General features: G+C 59.0%; 21 protein-coding genes and 1 tRNA gene. 21 read left to right on the forward strand and 1 reads right to left on the reverse strand.

What is annotated here, in order from left to right:
* The 14 genes from hisD to tatC form a co-directional block, all read left to right on the forward strand.
* On the forward strand, positions 1-1,055 hold a 1,055-nt coding region (gene hisD, locus ACRXB1_RS13045), incomplete at its 5' end, for a histidinol dehydrogenase (protein ID WP_449492238.1).
* Positions 1,056-1,105: 50 nt separating this feature from the next.
* Positions 1,106-2,176, forward strand: a complete 1,071-nt coding sequence (gene hisC / locus ACRXB1_RS13050; RefSeq protein ID WP_449492239.1) for a histidinol-phosphate transaminase — start codon at positions 1,106-1,108, stop codon at positions 2,174-2,176.
* A 29-nt stretch (positions 2,177-2,205) separates the two neighbouring features.
* The gene (gene hisB / locus ACRXB1_RS13055) at positions 2,206-2,793 is read left to right on the forward strand and encodes an imidazoleglycerol-phosphate dehydratase HisB (protein ID WP_056355581.1); all 588 of its coding nucleotides are present in this window, start codon (positions 2,206-2,208) and stop codon (positions 2,791-2,793) included.
* Between the two features lie 50 nt (positions 2,794-2,843).
* On the forward strand, positions 2,844-3,464 hold the full coding sequence (locus ACRXB1_RS13060) for a MarC family protein (protein WP_062000440.1): 621 nt from the start codon (positions 2,844-2,846) through the stop codon (positions 3,462-3,464).
* A gap of 19 nt (positions 3,465-3,483) precedes the next feature.
* A complete protein-coding gene (gene hisH, locus ACRXB1_RS13065) occupies positions 3,484-4,134 on the forward strand; it encodes an imidazole glycerol phosphate synthase subunit HisH (RefSeq protein WP_449492240.1) in 651 nt (216 codons plus the stop codon).
* A gap of 155 nt (positions 4,135-4,289) precedes the next feature.
* Entirely contained in the window at positions 4,290-5,042 is a 753-nt protein-coding gene (gene hisA, locus ACRXB1_RS13070; protein WP_062000438.1) for a 1-(5-phosphoribosyl)-5-[(5-phosphoribosylamino)methylideneamino]imidazole-4-carboxamide isomerase, read from the forward strand.
* 164 nt (positions 5,043-5,206) lie between these two features.
* Positions 5,207-5,980, forward strand: coding sequence for an imidazole glycerol phosphate synthase subunit HisF (hisF, locus tag ACRXB1_RS13075; protein WP_062000437.1), 774 nt, complete (start codon positions 5,207-5,209; stop codon positions 5,978-5,980).
* A 3-nt stretch (positions 5,981-5,983) separates the two neighbouring features.
* Positions 5,984-6,397 carry a phosphoribosyl-AMP cyclohydrolase gene (hisI, locus tag ACRXB1_RS13080; RefSeq protein ID WP_062000436.1) on the forward strand — a complete coding sequence of 138 codons (414 nt, stop codon included), beginning with the start codon at positions 5,984-5,986 and terminating at the stop codon, positions 6,395-6,397.
* On the forward strand, positions 6,397-6,777 hold the full coding sequence (locus ACRXB1_RS13085) for a phosphoribosyl-ATP diphosphatase (protein WP_062168101.1): 381 nt from the start codon (positions 6,397-6,399) through the stop codon (positions 6,775-6,777). Before hisI ends, ACRXB1_RS13085 begins: the two co-directional genes overlap by 1 nt.
* A 42-nt stretch (positions 6,778-6,819) precedes the next feature.
* A complete protein-coding gene (locus ACRXB1_RS13090; protein WP_062168100.1) occupies positions 6,820-7,212 on the forward strand; it encodes a DUF4870 family protein in 393 nt (130 codons plus the stop codon).
* A 48-nt stretch (positions 7,213-7,260) separates the two neighbouring features.
* Complete coding sequence (locus ACRXB1_RS13095) at positions 7,261-7,623, forward strand: histidine triad nucleotide-binding protein (protein ID WP_056355601.1); 363 nt, start codon at positions 7,261-7,263, stop codon at positions 7,621-7,623.
* A gap of 167 nt (positions 7,624-7,790) precedes the next feature.
* On the forward strand, positions 7,791-8,018 hold the full coding sequence (gene tatA / locus ACRXB1_RS13100) for a Sec-independent protein translocase subunit TatA (protein WP_056355605.1): 228 nt from the start codon (positions 7,791-7,793) through the stop codon (positions 8,016-8,018).
* Between the two features lie 70 nt (positions 8,019-8,088).
* Entirely contained in the window at positions 8,089-8,622 is a 534-nt protein-coding gene (gene tatB / locus ACRXB1_RS13105) for a Sec-independent protein translocase protein TatB (protein WP_075358639.1), read from the forward strand.
* 69 nt (positions 8,623-8,691) lie between these two features.
* Positions 8,692-9,492: a twin-arginine translocase subunit TatC gene (tatC, locus tag ACRXB1_RS13110; protein WP_062000430.1), complete on the forward strand. Its 801-nt coding sequence runs from the start codon at positions 8,692-8,694 to the stop codon at positions 9,490-9,492.
* Positions 9,493-9,582: 90 nt separating this feature from the next.
* On the opposite strand, the gene ACRXB1_RS13115 is transcribed toward tatC, so the two are convergent.
* On the reverse strand, positions 9,583-10,812 hold the full coding sequence (locus ACRXB1_RS13115) for a S1C family serine protease (RefSeq protein WP_062168094.1): 1,230 nt from the start codon (positions 10,810-10,812) through the stop codon (positions 9,583-9,585).
* Positions 10,813-10,832: 20 nt separating this feature from the next.
* Between ACRXB1_RS13115 and ACRXB1_RS13120 the strand changes: the two genes are divergently transcribed.
* From ACRXB1_RS13120 to ACRXB1_RS13150, 7 genes are all read left to right on the forward strand, one after another.
* Positions 10,833-11,579, forward strand: coding sequence for a Nif3-like dinuclear metal center hexameric protein (locus ACRXB1_RS13120; protein ID WP_062000428.1), 747 nt, complete (start codon positions 10,833-10,835; stop codon positions 11,577-11,579).
* A gap of 205 nt (positions 11,580-11,784) precedes the next feature.
* Positions 11,785-12,405, forward strand: a complete 621-nt coding sequence (gene petA, locus ACRXB1_RS13125; RefSeq protein WP_086382598.1) for a ubiquinol-cytochrome c reductase iron-sulfur subunit — start codon at positions 11,785-11,787, stop codon at positions 12,403-12,405.
* The gene (locus ACRXB1_RS13130) at positions 12,405-13,784 is read left to right on the forward strand and encodes a cytochrome b (RefSeq protein WP_449492241.1); all 1,380 of its coding nucleotides are present in this window, start codon (positions 12,405-12,407) and stop codon (positions 13,782-13,784) included. Before petA ends, ACRXB1_RS13130 begins: the two co-directional genes overlap by 1 nt.
* 88 nt (positions 13,785-13,872) lie before the next feature.
* On the forward strand, positions 13,873-14,628 hold the full coding sequence (locus ACRXB1_RS13135) for a cytochrome c1 (protein ID WP_062168090.1): 756 nt from the start codon (positions 13,873-13,875) through the stop codon (positions 14,626-14,628).
* Between the two features lie 96 nt (positions 14,629-14,724).
* Positions 14,725-15,336 carry a glutathione S-transferase N-terminal domain-containing protein gene (locus tag ACRXB1_RS13140; protein WP_031362199.1) on the forward strand — a complete coding sequence of 204 codons (612 nt, stop codon included), beginning with the start codon at positions 14,725-14,727 and terminating at the stop codon, positions 15,334-15,336.
* Positions 15,337-15,400: 64 nt separating this feature from the next.
* Positions 15,401-15,907, forward strand: a complete 507-nt coding sequence (locus ACRXB1_RS13145; protein WP_062000424.1) for a ClpXP protease specificity-enhancing factor — start codon at positions 15,401-15,403, stop codon at positions 15,905-15,907.
* An 18-nt stretch (positions 15,908-15,925) separates the two neighbouring features.
* A tRNA-Thr gene (locus ACRXB1_RS13150) sits at positions 15,926-16,001 on the forward strand.
* The last annotated feature ends 628 nt before the right edge of the window (positions 16,002-16,629 follow it).

Here is a 16,629-nt window from a genome sequence, read left to right on the forward strand (position 1 = left end):
TGCTCGAAGCAGCGGCGGCGCGCGTGCGCGGGTATCACGAGAAGCAGCGAATCGAGTGTGGCAGCCATAGCTGGCAATACACTGAAGCCGACGGCACCATGCTCGGCCAGAAAGTCACGCCGCTGGATCGCGCCGGAATCTACGTGCCGGGCGGCAAGGCGGCGTATCCGTCGTCCGTGCTGATGAATGCGATTCCTGCGCGGGTTGCCGGTGTGAAGGAAATCGTGATGGTCGTGCCCACGCCGGACGGCGTGAAGAATCCGCTGGTGCTGGCGGCGGCGTTGCTGGGTGGTGTGGATCGCGTGTTCACCATCGGCGGCGCGCAGGCAGTTGGCGCGCTCGCGTACGGCACGCAATCCATCCCGGCCGTCGATAAAATCTGCGGCCCCGGCAACGCGTACGTGGCCTCGGCGAAACGGCGCGTGTTCGGCACGGTCGGTATCGACATGATCGCGGGACCGTCGGAAATCCTGATCATCTGCGACGGAACCACGGACCCGCGCTGGGTCGCCATGGATCTCTTCTCGCAAGCCGAGCACGACGAACTCGCGCAATCCATCCTGCTGTGCCCGGACGCCGCGTTCATCCAGCGCGTGGAAGACGCAATCAACGAATTGCTGCCCACGTTGCCGCGTCGCGACGTGATCCAGCGCTCGCTGGAAGATCGCGGCGCGTTGATCAAGGTCGCCGACATGAACGAAGCGTGCGCGATCGCCAACGACATCGCGCCGGAACACCTGGAGATTTCAGCGCTCGATCCGCATCAATGGGGCGCGCTGATCCGTCACGCGGGCGCGATCTTCCTCGGCCGCTACACGAGCGAAAGTCTCGGCGATTACTGCGCGGGACCGAACCACGTTTTGCCGACATCGCGTACGGCGCGGTTCTCATCGCCGCTTGGCGTGTATGACTTCATCAAGCGTTCGAGCGTTATCGAAGTCAGCGCGGAAGGCGCGCAGACGCTCGGGGAAATCGCAGCGGAACTGGCCTACGGGGAGGGCCTGCAGGCGCATGCCCGCAGCGCTGAGTACCGGATGAAAAACACGGCGCAGTAACACTACACTTATAGGAGGCGGCTCAAAAGCCGCCCGGAAGTTCGCAGACCATGACACGACCACAAGACATTCTCCGCCCCGACGTCCTCGCGATGACGTGCTATCCCGTGCCGAATTCCACCGGCCTGGTGAAGCTGGACGCGATGGAAAATCCGTATCGGCTGCCGGCAGAACTCGCGTCCAGACTAGGCGAACGGCTCGCCGATGTCGCGCTGAACCGCTATCCCGAGCCGCGCCCCACCGCGTTGATCGAGAAGATCAAGCGCGTGATGCAGGTTCCCGCTGCGTGCGAAGTCCTGCTCGGCAATGGTTCGGACGAACTGATCAGCATGATGTCGGTTGCGTGCGCGAAGCCCGGAGCCAAGGTGATCGCGCCCGTTCCGGGCTTCGTGATGTATGCAATCTCGGCAAAATTCGCGGGGCTGGAATTCATCGGCGTGCCTTTGAACGACGACTTCACGCTCGATGCCGACACGCTCATCGCCGCTATCGAAACGCACAATCCGGCGCTGGTGTATCTCGCGTACCCGAACAATCCCACCGGCACGCTTTACGACGACGCCGATATGGAACGCGTGATCGCGGCGGCATCGGGCAGTCTTGTCGTAATTGATGAAGCCTATCAGCCGTTCGCGCAGCAAAGCTGGCTGCCGCGCGCCGCCGAGTTCGACAACGTGGTGGTCATGCGCACGTTTTCGAAGCTCGGTCTGGCCGGCATCCGCCTCGGTTACCTGGCCGGCAAGGCGTCATGGATCACCGAGTTCGACAAGGTCCGCCCGCCTTACAACATCAACGTGCTGACGCAGGCGGCCGCGGATTTCATGCTGGATCACCTCGATGTGCTCGATGCCCAGGCCGCCGGACTTCGCCTCGAACGCACACGTCTGGAACAGGCCGTCGCAGCGCTCCCCGGCGCGACCGTTTATCCCAGCGCCGGCAACTTTCTGCTGGTTCGTGTTCCGGATGCCGCAGCCGTCTTCGAAACCCTGCTGACATCGCGGGTTTTGATCAAAAACGTGAGTAAAATGCATCCGTTATTGGCAAATTGCGTGCGTTTGACGGTTGGATCGGCGCAAGAGAACGCGCAAATGATCGCCGCTTTGAAACTCGCGTTGCACTGAATTCTCTTAAAAGTCCCGAAGGAAATACCATGCGCATTGCGGAAGTCGTTCGCAACACCAGCGAAACGCAGATCCGTGTGAAGCTCGATCTGGATGGCACCGGCAAACAAAAACTTGCGACCGGCGTGCCGTTTCTCGACCACATGCTGGACCAGATCGCGCGTCACGGCCTGATCGACCTCGACGTCGAAGCGCATGGCGACCTCCATATCGACGACCATCACACGGTCGAAGACACGGGCATCACGCTGGGCCAGGCGGTGGCGAAGGCAATCGGCGACCGCAAGGGCATTCGCCGGTACGGCCACTCGTACGTGCCGCTCGACGAAGCGTTGTCGCGTGTCGTGATCGACTTTTCGGGCCGTCCGGGCCTGGAATTCAACGTGCCGTTCACGCGCGCGCGCATTGGTACGTTCGACGTGGACCTGACCATCGAATTCTTCCGCGGCTTCGTGAATCACGCGGGCGTAACGCTTCACATCGACAATTTGCGTGGCATCAACGCGCACCATCAGGTGGAAACCGTCTTCAAGGCGTTCGGGCGCGCGCTGCGCATGGCCGTGGAATTGGACGAACGCGCGGCCGGGCAGATTCCATCTACCAAGGGCAGCCTCTAAAGCCGGATAAACGCCACGGTTTGCACCATGCAACGCCGTGACGGCCCGCGATGAACCTACTCAAATCGTTTATATCCCTGCTCGCGCTGATCAATCCGGTCGGCGCGATTCCGTTTTTCCTGAGCCTGACGACCGAAATGTCGCGCTCGGAAAAAGCGGGCACGATCCGGATCGCGTCCATTTCGGTGTTCTGCGTGATCGCGGTGACGGCATTGCTCGGACAGCAAATCATCGCGTTCTTCGGCATTTCCGTAGGATCGCTTGAAGTCGGCGGCGGGATCATCATGTTGCTGATGGCAATCAACATGTTGAACGCGCAGACTGGCAACGCGCGCTCCACGCCGGAAGAGCGGCACGAAGCCGAGATCAAGAACAGCATCGCGGTCGTGCCGCTGGCCATTCCTCTTCTGACGGGGCCGGGTTCGATCAGCACGGTAATCATCTATTCTGCAAGCGTGGCGCACTGGTACGACCGCATTGGTCTCGTCATGATTGGCGGCGTGCTGGCCGTGTTGTGCTACGGCGCGATGAGCCTGGCCGAGCCGATCGCAACCTGGGTCGGCCGAACGGGTATCAACATTGGTACGCGGCTGATGGGTCTGATGTTGTCGGCGCTGGCGGTCGAATTTATCGTCAATGGATTGAAGGCGTTGATCCCCTCCCTGAAATAGCGTTGTTTTAGTGACTTCGATGAAAACTTCGATAGCAATCGTGGATTACGGCATGGGCAACCTGCGCTCCGTGTACCAGGCGCTGTGCCATGCCGCGCCGGAAGCGGACGTGGCGATCGTCGAGCAGCCGGAAGCCATCCGTGCGGCCGACCGGATCGTGTTGCCGGGACAGGGCGCAATGCGCGACTGTATGGCGCATTTCAGCGCGTCGGGCTTGCAGGAAGCCGTCATGGAAGCCGCGCGGAACAAGCCGATGCTCGGCGTGTGCGTGGGCGAGCAAATGCTGTTCGACTGGAGCGAGGAAGGCGGCACTGACGGCACGAATGGCCTGGGTCTCGTGCCGGGCAAGGTCGTGCGTTTCGATCTGGAAGGGCAGTTGCAGGACGACGGTTCGCGCTTCAAGGTCCCGCAAATGGGCTGGAACCGTGTGCGTCAGGCGCAGCACCACCCGATCTGGGAAGGCGTGCCTGACGACTCGTTTTTCTATTTCGTGCATAGTTATTACGGTGTGCCGGACAACCCGGCGCACACGTCCGGCGAAACCCTGTACGGGGCGCCTTTCACGTCCGCGATTGCCCGCGATAACCTCTTCGCCACCCAATTCCATCCGGAGAAGAGCGCCGATGCCGGATTGCGCCTGTACCGTAACTTCGTTCACTGGAATCCGTGATGTCTGCGCGGCGTAATTCTGACGTTTTGGCTTATGCCGTTTGCAGCCGTGACGTGCGCATTACTTGTACTACACTAGCGAGACGGTAGGCGAAAAGCGGCGCTCCGCCCAGATTCGCAATCGTTCGATCAACCCTTTCCTTTAACGCTATTTCTATGTTGCTCATTCCGGCCATCGATCTAAAAGACGGTCAGTGCGTACGCCTCAAACAAGGCGATATGGACCAGGCGACCATTTTTTCCGAAGATCCGGCGGCAATGGCCCGGCTCTGGCTCGAGCGAGGCGCGCGGCGGCTGCATCTCGTCGACCTGAACGGCGCATTTGCCGGCAAGCCTAAAAACGAAGACGCCATCCGCGCGATCATCAAGGAAGTCGGCAGCGACATCCCGGTGCAGCTCGGCGGCGGGATTCGTGACCTGAATACCATCGAACGCTATCTGGACGATGGTCTGGAGTACGTGATCATCGGCACGGCGGCGGTCAAGAATCCAGGTTTCCTGCAAGACGCGTGTACCGCTTTTGCGGGCCATATCATCGTCGGTCTGGACGCGAAAGACGGCAAGGTCGCAACCGACGGCTGGAGCAAGCTGACCGGTCACGAAGTCATTGACCTCGGCCGCAAGTTCGAGGATTACGGCTGTGAAGCGATCATCTACACGGACATTGGCCGCGACGGCATGCTGCAGGGCATCAACATCGAAGCGACTGTGCGGCTCGCCCAAGCCGTCAAGATTCCGGTGATCGCAAGCGGCGGCCTGTCCAATATCGGCGATATCGACTCGTTATGCGAAGTCGAAGACGAAGGCATTGAAGGCGTAATCTGCGGCCGCGCGATTTACTCGGGCGACCTGGATTTCACCGCTGCGCAAGCACGCGCGGACAAACTGCGCGAAGCGGACGACGCCTGAAGCAGCATTGCTGCGCGGCGCTTCATTCAAGCCGCCAGCGTCTTTGATGGCCGCTCAATGCGCATTTGCGCCGACGCAGCATCTTTTCCCGATGGCGGTTTCAAGTCTGAGACCGCCGCGCCTTCGTCAGCATTCACTCGCAGCAAAACGGCATTTGCAAGACTATGGCTCTCGCTAAACGCATCATCCCGTGTCTCGACGTCACCGCTGGCCGCGTGGTCAAGGGCGTCAACTTCCTCGAATTGCGCGATGCGGGCGACCCCGTGGAAATTGCCCGTCGCTACGACGATCAAGGCGCCGACGAGCTCACGTTTCTCGACATCACCGCAACTTCGGATCAACGTGATCTGATCCTGCCGATCATCGAGCAGGTGGCGTCGCAGGTTTTCATTCCGTTGACCGTTGGCGGCGGCGTGCGGGCTGTCGAAGACGTGCGGCGGTTGCTGAACGCGGGTGCGGACAAGATCAGCATGAATTCGTCGGCGGTGTCGAACCCGCAACTGGTGCGCGACGCATCGGATAAACATGGTTCGCAGTGCATTGTGGTCGCGATCGACGCCAAGCGCGTCAGCACTGGCGACGAAACCCCGCGCTGGGAAGTGTTCACGCACGGTGGACGCAAGAACACCGGGCTCGATGTGATCGAATGGGCGCGCAAGATGGCGGAGTACGGCGCCGGGGAAATCCTGCTGACCAGCATGGATCGCGACGGCACCAAGAGCGGCTTCGACCTTGCGTTGACGCGGGCGGTATCGGACGCGATCTCGATTCCGGTGATTGCGTCGGGCGGCGTGGGGTCGCTTGCGCATCTCGCCGACGGCATCACCGAAGGTCACGCCGACGCGGTGCTTGCTGCCAGCATCTTCCACTATGGCGAACACACGGTCGGCGAAGCAAAACGCTTCATGGCGGATCAGGGTATATCGGTGAGGATTTAAGCGGTGACTGCACAAACTGAAGCGTCGGGCTGGCTCGACAAGGTCAAGTGGGACGACAACGGTCTCGTGCCGGTGATCGCGCAGGAATCCGCCACGGGCGACGTGCTGATGTTCGCGTGGATGAACCGCGAGGCGTTGGCAAAGACCATCGAATTGAAGCGCGCCGTGTATTACTCGCGCTCGCGCAAACGCCTGTGGTTCAAGGGCGAGGAGTCGGGACACGTGCAGCACGTTCACGAAGTCCGGCTCGATTGCGACGAAGACGTCGTATTGCTGAAGGTCGAGCAGGTATCGGGCATCGCTTGCCATACCGGCCGTCATTCGTGCTTTTTCCAAAAATTCGAAGGATCGGTGGAAACGGGTGACTGGCTCGCCGTAGAACCGGTCTTGATGGACCCCGAACATATCTACAAGTAATGACCGAATCCACGACTTCCACGCAAGACACGTTGCTGCGCCTCGCGGCGATTATCGACAGCCGCAAGGGCGGCGATCCGGAACAATCCTATGTTTCACGACTCTTTCATAAAGGTGACGACGCCGTTCTGAAGAAGATCGGCGAAGAAGCCACCGAAGTCGTGCTGGCCGCCAAGGACGCTCGGCACGGTGGTGCGCCCAACGCGCTGGTCGGTGAAGTGGCCGACTTGTGGTTCCATTGTCTCGTGATGCTGTCTCATTTCGATCTCGGTCCAGCGGAAGTCATCGCGGAACTCGAGCGGCGCGAAGGTACGTCGGGGATCGAAGAGAAAGCGTTGCGCAAGTCCCGCGACCGCGAGCAGGACGAAAACGGCCGCTGAAAAGCGGCGCCGGTTCGCATCGAAGGGCATCTGGAGGATGAAATGAATCAGCCGTACGAACCTTATCCACCGCCCGTCTACGAGAACCCGGCCGATTCCGAGCGGCTACGCGGACTGCGCACCCTGACTCACGTGCTGTACGCGCTCTATGCGGCCTATTGGCTGACCGGCGGATTGACGGTTCTGATTGCGATCATCATCAATTACCTGAAACGCGACGACGTCGTCGGGACGCCATATGAAGCGCATTTCCAGTGGCAGATCCGCACTTTCTGGTGGGCGTTGCTCGGGCATGTGATCGGCGTTGCGCTGATCTGGGTACTGATCGGTTTTCCCGTTCTGGCCGTGGTCGGAATCTGGACCTTGTATCGGGTCATAAAAGGCTGGCTGTTTTTGTACGAGAACAAGCCGTTGCAACCGCGCGCCTGGGTTTGAACCAGAACTTAACCGCGCACTGATAACCGGGATTTACCCGCGAGACACATGAGCCAAGAGAACTGTATTTTCTGCAAGATCGCCGCGGGAGAAATTCCGAGCAAGAAAGTCCATGAGGACGATGAATTCGTTGCTTTCCACGATATCAATCCGGCCGCCCCCGTCCATGTGCTGGTGATTCCGCGTAAACATATTGAGACACTGTCGAGCTGTACCGAAGCCGATGCGCCGCTGCTTGGTAGAATGCTGAGCCTGACGGCGCGCCTCGCCAAGGAACTCGGCGTTTCATACACCGGCGGCGACACAGGATTTCGTACGGTCATCAATACTGGGCCGGGTGGCGGGCAAGAGGTTTATCACATTCACGCACATATTCTTGCGGGCGAGCGGCCGTGGCGCCGGATGGGCTAGCAAGGCTGTTTTCATGTAATGAAATCGAAAGCGTCTTTTCATCGCAATATTGCGCGCGCAAACTGTCGGTTTAATCAGCGGAGCGTCAGTGCTCCGACTCGGGCCGAAAGGTCCACATTCTTCGCTGCGGGCAGCAATCCCGGTGAAGCCAAGGAGAGTTTTCAGTCATGGGTTCGTTGAGCATTTGGCATTGGTTGATCGTGTTGTTGATCGTGGCGCTGGTTTTCGGCACGAAGAAGCTGCGTAACATCGGCGGCGATCTGGGCGGCGCGGTGAAGGGATTCAAGGAAGGCATGAAAGAAGGCGAGACGCCGGCCGAGCAGCGCGAACTGCCGCGCAACGGCGCGGTGGACGTGGAAGCGAAGGACAAGACGCGCTCGAGCGACTACCGGTAAGCCAAGCCCGGCTCGGTTCTCCGTGTAGTTCCAGCCGTATTCATTCGTCACCTTCAGGATCTTCGATTCCATGCTCGACCTTGGTCTGACCAAAATGGCGCTGATCGGCGTCGTCGCGCTGGTAGTGCTCGGGCCGGAGCGTCTGCCCGGCGTGGCGCGGACGGCCGGCGCGCTGTTCGGGCGCGCGCAGCGGTACATCAACGACGTCAAGGCCGAAGTCTCGCGTGAGATGGAACTCGACGAGCTGAAGAAGATGCGTACCGAGTTCGAGACGGCGGCGTCGAACGTGGAGAACACGATTCACGACAACCTGCGCCAGCACGAGAACGAACTCAACGATGCCTGGAAGCAGGGCACATCGGTGTCCGACAGCGTCGCGGGCGGCGGCGACCCGGATCTGACGCATGTTTCGGGCGACACGTGGCGGTCATCGTCGGACAGCGGCACGTCGTCCGGCAAGCGCAAGAATTGGCGCGTCAAGCAGAGTGCCATTCCAAACTGGTATAAGCGTACGTCGTTACGCAAGACGCGCGTTCAGTCGGGCGCGGCGCGTGTAGCGCGGCATACGCCAGAAACGCTGCGCCGTCCGACGCGGTTTTTCTGATGACGCAGCCGCTTTGAATTCGCGAACACCAATTTCCCTTCCATCGATGAATCCCAGCAGAGGGCCGGCGTGAGCGACCCGCAACAGATTAAAGACGAGGCCGTCGAAGAGACGTTCATCTCGCACCTGGTCGAACTGCGTGACCGCATCATCCGCGCAGGCGCTTCAGTCATCGTCGTGTTTATCGGCCTGGTTTATTGGGCGCCCAATATCTTCAGGTTGCTCGCCCGGCCGCTGATGCAGAACTTGCCGAAGGACGGCAAGATGATCGTCACGGACGTCACCGGCTCGTTCTTCGTGCCGATGAAAGTGACCATGATGGTTGCGCTCGTGATCGCGTTGCCAATCGTGTTGTATCAGATCTGGGCGTTCATTGCGCCCGGGCTGTATCAGCACGAGAAGAAGCTGGTCGTGCCGCTGGTCGGAAGCAGCTACTTCCTGTTCCTGTGCGGCATGGCGTTCGCGTATTTCGTCGTCTTCCCGACCATTTTCCGCGTGATGGCGCATTACAACGCGCCGCTCGGCGCGGAAATGACGACGGATATCGATAATTACCTGAGCTTCGTGCTCACCATGTTCCTGGCGTTCGGCGTGACCTTCGAGGTCCCGATCATCGTGGTGATACTGGCACGCATGGGATTCGTGACGATCGCGAAGCTCAAGCAGATCCGGCCGTACGTGATCGTTGGCGCATTTGTGATCTCAGCGGTCGTGACGCCGCCGGACGTGTTCTCCCAATTGATTCTGGCCATCCCGCTGATCATTCTTTACGAGGTCGGCATCATTGCAGCGCGAGTCATAGTCGGGAAGGACAAAATCAAGGTGCAGGAAGCGGAAGCCACCGAGGACGCCAAAAGGGATGCCGAGTAAGCGGTTTGTCATCAGCTAACCTAAAGCATAAAGGCCGTTCCAACGTCGAGTTGGAACGGCCTTTTGATTTGCATCGTCCGGATAAGTTACTTACTCGTCGCCCTGATCTCCGCCCTGGTCGCCGCCTTCGTCGTCCGGTGATTGAGGCGCCTTGGGCTGCATCGGCCGCTTGCCGATCACCACATTCAGGTCCAGCTCCTTGCTCTTTCGCATCAAGTGAACTTTCACCGATGTCCCTGGCTTGATCTGCGCGACGACGTTCAGCAAACGCGTCGTGTCGGTGATGGCGTCGTCGTTGATGCTGATCAGAATATCGCCTGGCTTGATGCCGGCTTTGTCGGCGGGGCCGCCTTGCAGCACGCCCGCCACGATTGCGCCGGACTTCTGGTCGAGTCCGAACGATTCCGCGATTTCCGGCGTCACATCCTGCGGTTCAACGCCAATCCAGCCGCGGGTGACCGTTCCCGTCGTAATGATGCTTTCCAGCACGCTGCGCGCAGTCGATACCGGAATCGCAAAGCCGATACCAAGCGAGCCGCCGCTGCGCGAATAAATCGCGGTATTGATGCCGAGCAGATTGCCGTTCACATCCACGAGCGCGCCACCCGAATTACCCGGGTTGATCGCGGCGTCCGTCTGGATGAAATTCTCGAACGTATTGATGCCGAGGTGATTGCGCCCGAGCGCGCTGACAATCCCCATGGTCACCGTCTGCCCGACGCCGAACGGATTGCCTATGGCAAGCACCACGTCGCCCACGCGCGTCTGGTCCATGCGGCCGAGCGTGATGGTCGGCAGGTTCGTCATGTTGATCTTCAGCACGGCGAGGTCGGTTTCAGGATCCACACCAATCACCTTCGCCGATGACGTCCTGCCGTCTGCGAGTGCAACTTCAATTTGATCCGCCCCGTCGACGACATGCTGGTTCGTTAGAATGTAGCCTTCGGAGCTGACGATCACGCCTGAACCAAGATTCGACGCGGGAGTCTCGTCGCCTTTGCGCTTGTTTTTATCGCCGAAGAAGTACCGGAACAACGGATCTTTCGCGCGCGGGTCGGGCGGCAAAGTGCCGTCCTTGCTGGAAAAAACGTTGACCACGGCGGGCATCGCTTTTTGCGCGCCATCCGCATACGACGACTGAGCAGGCCGGGAACCAATGCTGGGAGCCACTTCCTGCAACGCGACGATCGGTTCGGCGAGCTGCTTGCCGAACGTTCCCTGGCGTTGAAGCCACTGCGGTTTCAAGGTCGCGACGATGAACATCAGCGCCAACAGCACGGTCACCGCTTGGGCAAAAAACAGCCAGAAGCGTCTAAGCATTTGATGGAATAGAGGAATTCATGGATCGGATTGAACTCGAATTGTATCTGAACAATCTGTTGGAAATAGGACGCTTCAAGGACTATTGCCCGAACGGATTGCAGGTTGAAGGCTCGCGTCGCGTCGGGAAACTGGCGACGGGCGTGACGGCATCGCTGGCGTTCCTCGAAGCCGCGATCGAATGGGGCGCGGACGCTGTGCTCGTGCATCATGGCTATTTCTGGAAGAACGAGGCGCCGCAGGTCACGGGACGCAAATATCAGCGGCTGAAAACGCTGCTTGCCAACGACCTTAACCTGTTTGCCTACCACCTGCCGCTCGACTCGCATCCCGAGTTCGGCAACAACGCGCAGCTCGGCGCGCGGCTCGGATTGATCGCGGACAACCGGTTCGGCGACCAGGACCTCGGCTGGATTGCGTCATTGCCCATGTCGCTGTCGCTCGAACACTTCACCGCGACAGTCGAGAACGAGCTCGGCCGCAAGCCGCTCGTGTTCGGCGACCCGGATATGGAATTGCGTCGCGTGGCGTGGTGTACGGGCGGCGCGCAAGGTTTCTTCGATGAAGCGATCGCCGCCGGCGCCGATGTCTACATTAGCGGCGAAGTGTCGGAGCAGACCATGCACATCGCGGCGGAAAGCGGCGTGGCATATGTTGCGGCCGGGCATCATGCGACCGAGCGTTATGGCGTTCAGGCACTCGGCGCCCATGTGGCCGAACATTTCGATATCGAGCACGTGTTTATTGATATCGATAATCCCGTCTGATTATCTTGCGCTGCAATAATTAATGATGCTCCGTAAATAACCCTTTCATTCAAGAGTGACTGAAAAGTGCGGGGAAACCCTTAAGAATGAAGGACTTCGAGCGTTTTTTGCTATTCAACTCTTGTAAATGACGACTCCATTCGCGCACACTAGCGTCGGTAGAACGGACTGACGGTATAAATCCAACTCAGAAGTGGGGCGTGTGATGCGAGACAACGAAGATCAACGCGTCGACGGCGGCCGCAGGACCTGGCTGATTGCGACAACCGTAGCAGGCGGACTTGGTGGCGTAGCCACTGTCATTCCGTTTGTCGGTTCGTTTGCACCGTCGGAAAAAGCCAAGGCGGCAGGCGCGCCGGTCGAAGTAGATATATCCGGTCTCAAGCCTGGCGACATGATGACTGTCGCCTGGCGCGGCAAGCCGGTGTGGATCGTGAACCGCACTGACGAAATGCTCGCCGACGTGAAGAAAGCCGATCCCGAACTCGCCGATCCGCATTCGAAAAAAGAATTCACGATGCCGCTGCCGGAATACTGCAACAACGAATTCCGCTCGCGCCCGGAGCACAAGAACCTGTTCGTTGCCGTCGCCGTTTGCACGCATCTCGGCTGCACACCCACGCCGCGCTTCCAGGAAGGCGCGCAACCCAATCTCCCCGATGACTGGCCCGGCGGTTTTCTCTGCCCCTGCCACGGTTCGACCTACGACATGGCCGGCCGCGTCTTCAAGAACAAGCCAGCGCCGCAGAACCTCGACATTCCGCCGTACATGTTTACCTCGGCGACGTCACTCGTGATTGGCAAGGACGAAAAGGGAGAAGCGTAATGGCGACGAACAAAGACGTTGAGACAAGCGGATTCCTGGGCTGGATCGACAGGCGTTTTCCGCTGACATCGACCTGGAAAGCGCACGTCTCCGAATACTACGCGCCGAAAAACTTCAACTTCTGGTACTTCTTCGGCTCGCTTGCACTGCTGGTGCTCGTGATCCAGATCGTCACCGGCATTTTCCTCGTGATGAACTACAAGCCCGACGCGACGCTGGCGTTCGCATCGGTCGAGTACATCATGCGCGAGGTGCCGTGGGGCTGGCTCATCCGCTACATGCATTCCACGGGCGCGTCGATGTTCTTTGTCGTCGTCTATCTGCATATGTTCCGCGGACTGATGTACGGGTCGTATCGGAAGCCACGTGAACTTGTCTGGATCTTCGGCTGCGCTATTTTCCTGTGCCTGATGGCCGAAGCGTTCTTCGGTTATTTGCTGCCGTGGGGACAAATGTCGTTCTGGGGCGCGCAGGTGATCGTGAACCTGTTCTCGGCCATCCCGTTTATCGGCCCGGATCTGTCGCTCTGGATTCGCGGCGATTACGTCGTATCCGACGTCACGCTGAACCGGTTTTTCGCGTTCCACGTGGTCGCCATCCCGCTGGTCCTGATCGGGCTGGTCGTCGCGCATCTGGTCGCGTTGCACGAAGTCGGATCGAACAATCCGGACGGTATCGAAATCAAGGCGAAGAAAGACGAGAAGGGCATTCCGCTCGATGGCATCCCGTTCCATCCGTACTACTCGGTCCACGATTTCATGGGTGTGTGCGTGTTCCTGTTCATCTTCGCGGCGATCGTGTTCTTCGCGCCGGAAATGGGCGGCTACTTCCTGGAAGCCAACAATTTCGTTCCGGCGAACCCACTGCAGACGCCAAACGAAATCGCGCCGGTCTGGTACTTCACCGCCTTCTACGCAATGCTGCGCGCGACCACCGATCCGTTCAAGATCGTGCTGATGGTGATCATCGCGTTGCTTGGCGTTCTGGCGTTGTTGCGCGGGCGCGGCAAGTGGCGCTTCGGCTTGCCGGTGCTGGCGTTGCTCGTGATCGTGTTCATGGCGCTGACCGAATCGAAATTCTGGGGCGTGGTGGTGATGGGAACGGCGGTGGTATCGCTCTTCTTCCTTCCGTGGCTTGACCGGAGCCCGGTCAAATCCATCCGATACCGCCCGCTTTTCCACAAGGTCTTCTACGGCGTCTTTGTGTTCGCGTTCTTCGTGCTCGGCTATCTCGGCACAAAACCGCCGTCGCCGGCCAGCACGTTGATTGCGCAGATATGCGCGCTGATTTATTTCGGCTTTTTCCTCGGCATGCCTTTCTGGACGACGCGCGGCCGCTTCAAGCAGCCGCCTGACCGCGTTCAGTTCAAGCCGCATTGACCTCGCTTGGGATATGGCCGCAGCCAGATTGCATGGGACCAGGGTAAGGCGCTCAGCGCCAACTCTGGTCGACACAGGAGACACAACGATGAAAAAATGGCTCTCTGCCCTCGTGCTGATCGGGGCGTCGCTGGTCGCGTTCGGCTTGACGCCGGCGCACGCGCAAGAAAACCCGCAGCTCGACGCCGCGCCCGACAGTTCGGAAAATTTCGCTTCGCTCCAACATGGCGCAAAATTGTTTGTAAACTACTGCCTGAATTGCCACAGCGCGAATTTGATGCGTTACAACCGGCTGACGGACATTGGCATCGATCCGAAGGAAATCCAGGCGAACTTGCTGTTCACCACGGACAAGATCGGCAACACGATGACCGTCGCCATGCGTCCGGACGATGCAAAAGCGTGGTTCGGTTCGGCGCCGCCGGATTTGTCGGTGGAGGCGAGGGCGCGCGGCAAGGACTGGATCTACACGTATTTGCGCAGTTTTTATCGCGACGACACCCGGCCGACCGGCTGGAACAACCGGGTGTATGAAAACGTCGCAATGCCGCATGTGCTGTGGGAGTTGCAGGGCACGCGCACCGCAAAATTCGATACCGAAGTCGACGAAAAAACTGGCGAAAAGGTGAAACATTTCGCGGGTTATACCCAAGTCACTCCGGGGACGATGTCGCCAGTAGATTATGATTCGGCTATGGCCGATCTGGTTTCGTACCTTTCGTGGATGGCGGAACCGGCCCAGCAGACGCGAAAACAGCTGGGCGTCTGGGTCCTGATGTTCTTGGGAATTTTGAGCTTTTTGGCATGGCGCCTCAACGCGGCATACTGGAAGCAGATTAAATAACACGCCGCGATCGGTGTGGGTCAGCGTCGACAAAGCGCCTCGCAGAAGGCGCTTTTCGCACGCTGGCCCTTATGTTTTCTGAAGGGACTTTTAATCATGATGGTTTTGTACTCCGGCACTACTTGCCCGTTCTCCCAGCGCTGCCGGCTGGTGTTGTTCGAAAAGGGCATGGACTTCGAAATCCGCGACGTTGACCTGTTCAACAAGCCCGAAGACATCGCAGTGATGAACCCGTACGGCCAGGTGCCGATTCTGGTCGAACGCGACCTGATCCTGTACGAATCGAACATCATCAACGAATACATCGACGAGCGCTTCCCGCATCCGCAACTGATGCCCGCCGATCCGGTCCAGCGCGCGCGTGCCCGGCTGTTCCTGCTGAATTTCGAGAAAGAGCTGTTCGTGCACGTCGGCACGCTCGAGAACGAAAAGGGCAAAGCCGCCGAAAAGAATCACGAGAAGGCGCGCAACGCGATTCGCGATCGCCTGACGCAGCTTGCGCCCATCTTTCTCAAGAACAAGTACATGCTCGGCGAAGAGTTCTCCATGCTCGACGTCGCCATTGCGCCGCTCCTGTGGCGCCTGGATCACTATGGCATCGAGCTGTCGAAGAACGCCGCGCCTTTGATGAAGTATGCCGAGCGGATCTTTAGCCGTCCGGCTTATATCGAAGCGCTGACGCCTTCGGAAAAAGTGATGCGTCGCTGACGTATCCGATCGCGGAGCGCGCCGGGTCGACTGGCGGCGTTTCGCATCGATAGAGGACAAGCCGATGCAAGAAATCTCCACCAAGCCGTATCTGTTGCGCGCGCTCTATGAGTGGTGCACGGATAACGGCTTCACGCCGCACATAGCAGTTCGTGTGGATAACGGAACGCGCGTGCCGCGGCAATTCGTGCGTAACGACGAGATCGTGCTCAACATCAGCTTCGAGGCGACGAGCCAGTTGCAGATGGGCAATGAGTGGATTGAGTTCAGCGCGCGGTTTTCCGGCAAGTCGCACAAGATCGAGGTGCAGGTCGCCAACGTGCTCGCTATCTACGCGCGTGAAAATGGCCAGGGCATGGCGTTTCCGGTCGATCCCGCAGCACTGGGCGCGGCGCCCGATGTCTCGGGTCTGGATGGACCGCGTTCATCGGAATTGGGTCCGGACGAGAGCGGCGCCGAGCGCATAGAACGCCGTGAACCGGCCGCGTCAACACGAGATGACGACGAGTTGCCTCCCGACGACGATGGATCAAAATCCACTGGCCGGGCTCACCTCAAGGTCGTCAAATGAAGTAATATCGCTGACTTCGCCGGCTTAGCTCATCAGGTAGAGCAGTTGATTTGTAATCAGAAGGTGGCGGGTTCGAGTCCTGCAGCCGGCACCAGATTAGTTTCAAAAAGTAGTCAGATGTAATTGAACCCCGCGCCCGGCAACGGTCCGCGGGGTTTTTACTTTGCGACCCTCGACGCAGCGCTTACGCCGCGTTCCTGATCCATTCCCCAGGGAACGCCTGCGGCTTGATATTCTTTTCACAAACCCCTTGCGCAACCCGTGAGGGCGCACTAGAATTCGGCCTCTTCGCTTCTGGGTGAGGTGAAGAGAAGCGGGAAGTAGGGGATTCGCAGTTCTATTCCGGTAGCTGGAGAGCCATGCAGGACGGCCCTCGCAGGGAATTGAGGTCCAGGTGGTCGTGATTTGGAGTTTGTCACGATGCGGTAAAAAACCTGTTGACGAAAAGCGAAACGTTCTACATAATCTCGTTTCTGTGCTGCAAACGCAGCGACGCGAAAGCGGTGGTGTTCTGAGGGATGGGATGCTGCGGTTTTGGTGAATGTTCTTTAAAAACTAACAGCCGATAAGTGTGGGCGCTTGGTGTTTTGCTTTAGAGCGTGGTGGTGTCTTTCGGGGCGCTGCCGTGAAGCGAAAGTATCAAGTCTCACACTAGTATTAAGGTAGGTTTTGAGCGTCTTTTCAGAGATGGAAAGATGGGAGGAACTTGTCAGTACGTTGAG

This window comes from Caballeronia sp. M23-90, assembly GCF_053574605.1.

What these genes read in the sequence shown, in the direction of transcription:
- hisC (WP_449492239.1), top strand. Translation starts at nt 1,106, where the DNA reads ATGACACGACCACAAGACATTCTCCGCCCCGACGTCCTCGCGATGACG.
- hisB (WP_056355581.1), top strand. Translation starts at nt 2,206, where the DNA reads ATGCGCATTGCGGAAGTCGTTCGCAACACCAGCGAAACGCAGATCCGT.
- ACRXB1_RS13060 (WP_062000440.1), top strand. Translation starts at nt 2,844, where the DNA reads ATGAACCTACTCAAATCGTTTATATCCCTGCTCGCGCTGATCAATCCG.
- hisH (WP_449492240.1), top strand. Translation starts at nt 3,484, where the DNA reads ATGAAAACTTCGATAGCAATCGTGGATTACGGCATGGGCAACCTGCGC.
- hisA (WP_062000438.1), top strand. Translation starts at nt 4,290, where the DNA reads ATGTTGCTCATTCCGGCCATCGATCTAAAAGACGGTCAGTGCGTACGC.
- hisF (WP_062000437.1), top strand. Translation starts at nt 5,207, where the DNA reads ATGGCTCTCGCTAAACGCATCATCCCGTGTCTCGACGTCACCGCTGGC.
- ACRXB1_RS13085 (WP_062168101.1), top strand. Translation starts at nt 6,397, where the DNA reads ATGACCGAATCCACGACTTCCACGCAAGACACGTTGCTGCGCCTCGCG.
- ACRXB1_RS13090 (WP_062168100.1), top strand. Translation starts at nt 6,820, where the DNA reads ATGAATCAGCCGTACGAACCTTATCCACCGCCCGTCTACGAGAACCCG.
- ACRXB1_RS13095 (WP_056355601.1), top strand. Translation starts at nt 7,261, where the DNA reads ATGAGCCAAGAGAACTGTATTTTCTGCAAGATCGCCGCGGGAGAAATT.
- tatA (WP_056355605.1), top strand. Translation starts at nt 7,791, where the DNA reads ATGGGTTCGTTGAGCATTTGGCATTGGTTGATCGTGTTGTTGATCGTG.
- tatB (WP_075358639.1), top strand. Translation starts at nt 8,089, where the DNA reads ATGCTCGACCTTGGTCTGACCAAAATGGCGCTGATCGGCGTCGTCGCG.
- ACRXB1_RS13115 (WP_062168094.1), bottom strand. Translation starts at nt 10,812, where the DNA reads ATGCTTAGACGCTTCTGGCTGTTTTTTGCCCAAGCGGTGACCGTGCTG.
- ACRXB1_RS13120 (WP_062000428.1), top strand. Translation starts at nt 10,833, where the DNA reads ATGGATCGGATTGAACTCGAATTGTATCTGAACAATCTGTTGGAAATA.
- petA (WP_086382598.1), top strand. Translation starts at nt 11,785, where the DNA reads ATGCGAGACAACGAAGATCAACGCGTCGACGGCGGCCGCAGGACCTGG.
- ACRXB1_RS13130 (WP_449492241.1), top strand. Translation starts at nt 12,405, where the DNA reads ATGGCGACGAACAAAGACGTTGAGACAAGCGGATTCCTGGGCTGGATC.
- ACRXB1_RS13135 (WP_062168090.1), top strand. Translation starts at nt 13,873, where the DNA reads ATGAAAAAATGGCTCTCTGCCCTCGTGCTGATCGGGGCGTCGCTGGTC.
- ACRXB1_RS13140 (WP_031362199.1), top strand. Translation starts at nt 14,725, where the DNA reads ATGATGGTTTTGTACTCCGGCACTACTTGCCCGTTCTCCCAGCGCTGC.
- ACRXB1_RS13145 (WP_062000424.1), top strand. Translation starts at nt 15,401, where the DNA reads ATGCAAGAAATCTCCACCAAGCCGTATCTGTTGCGCGCGCTCTATGAG.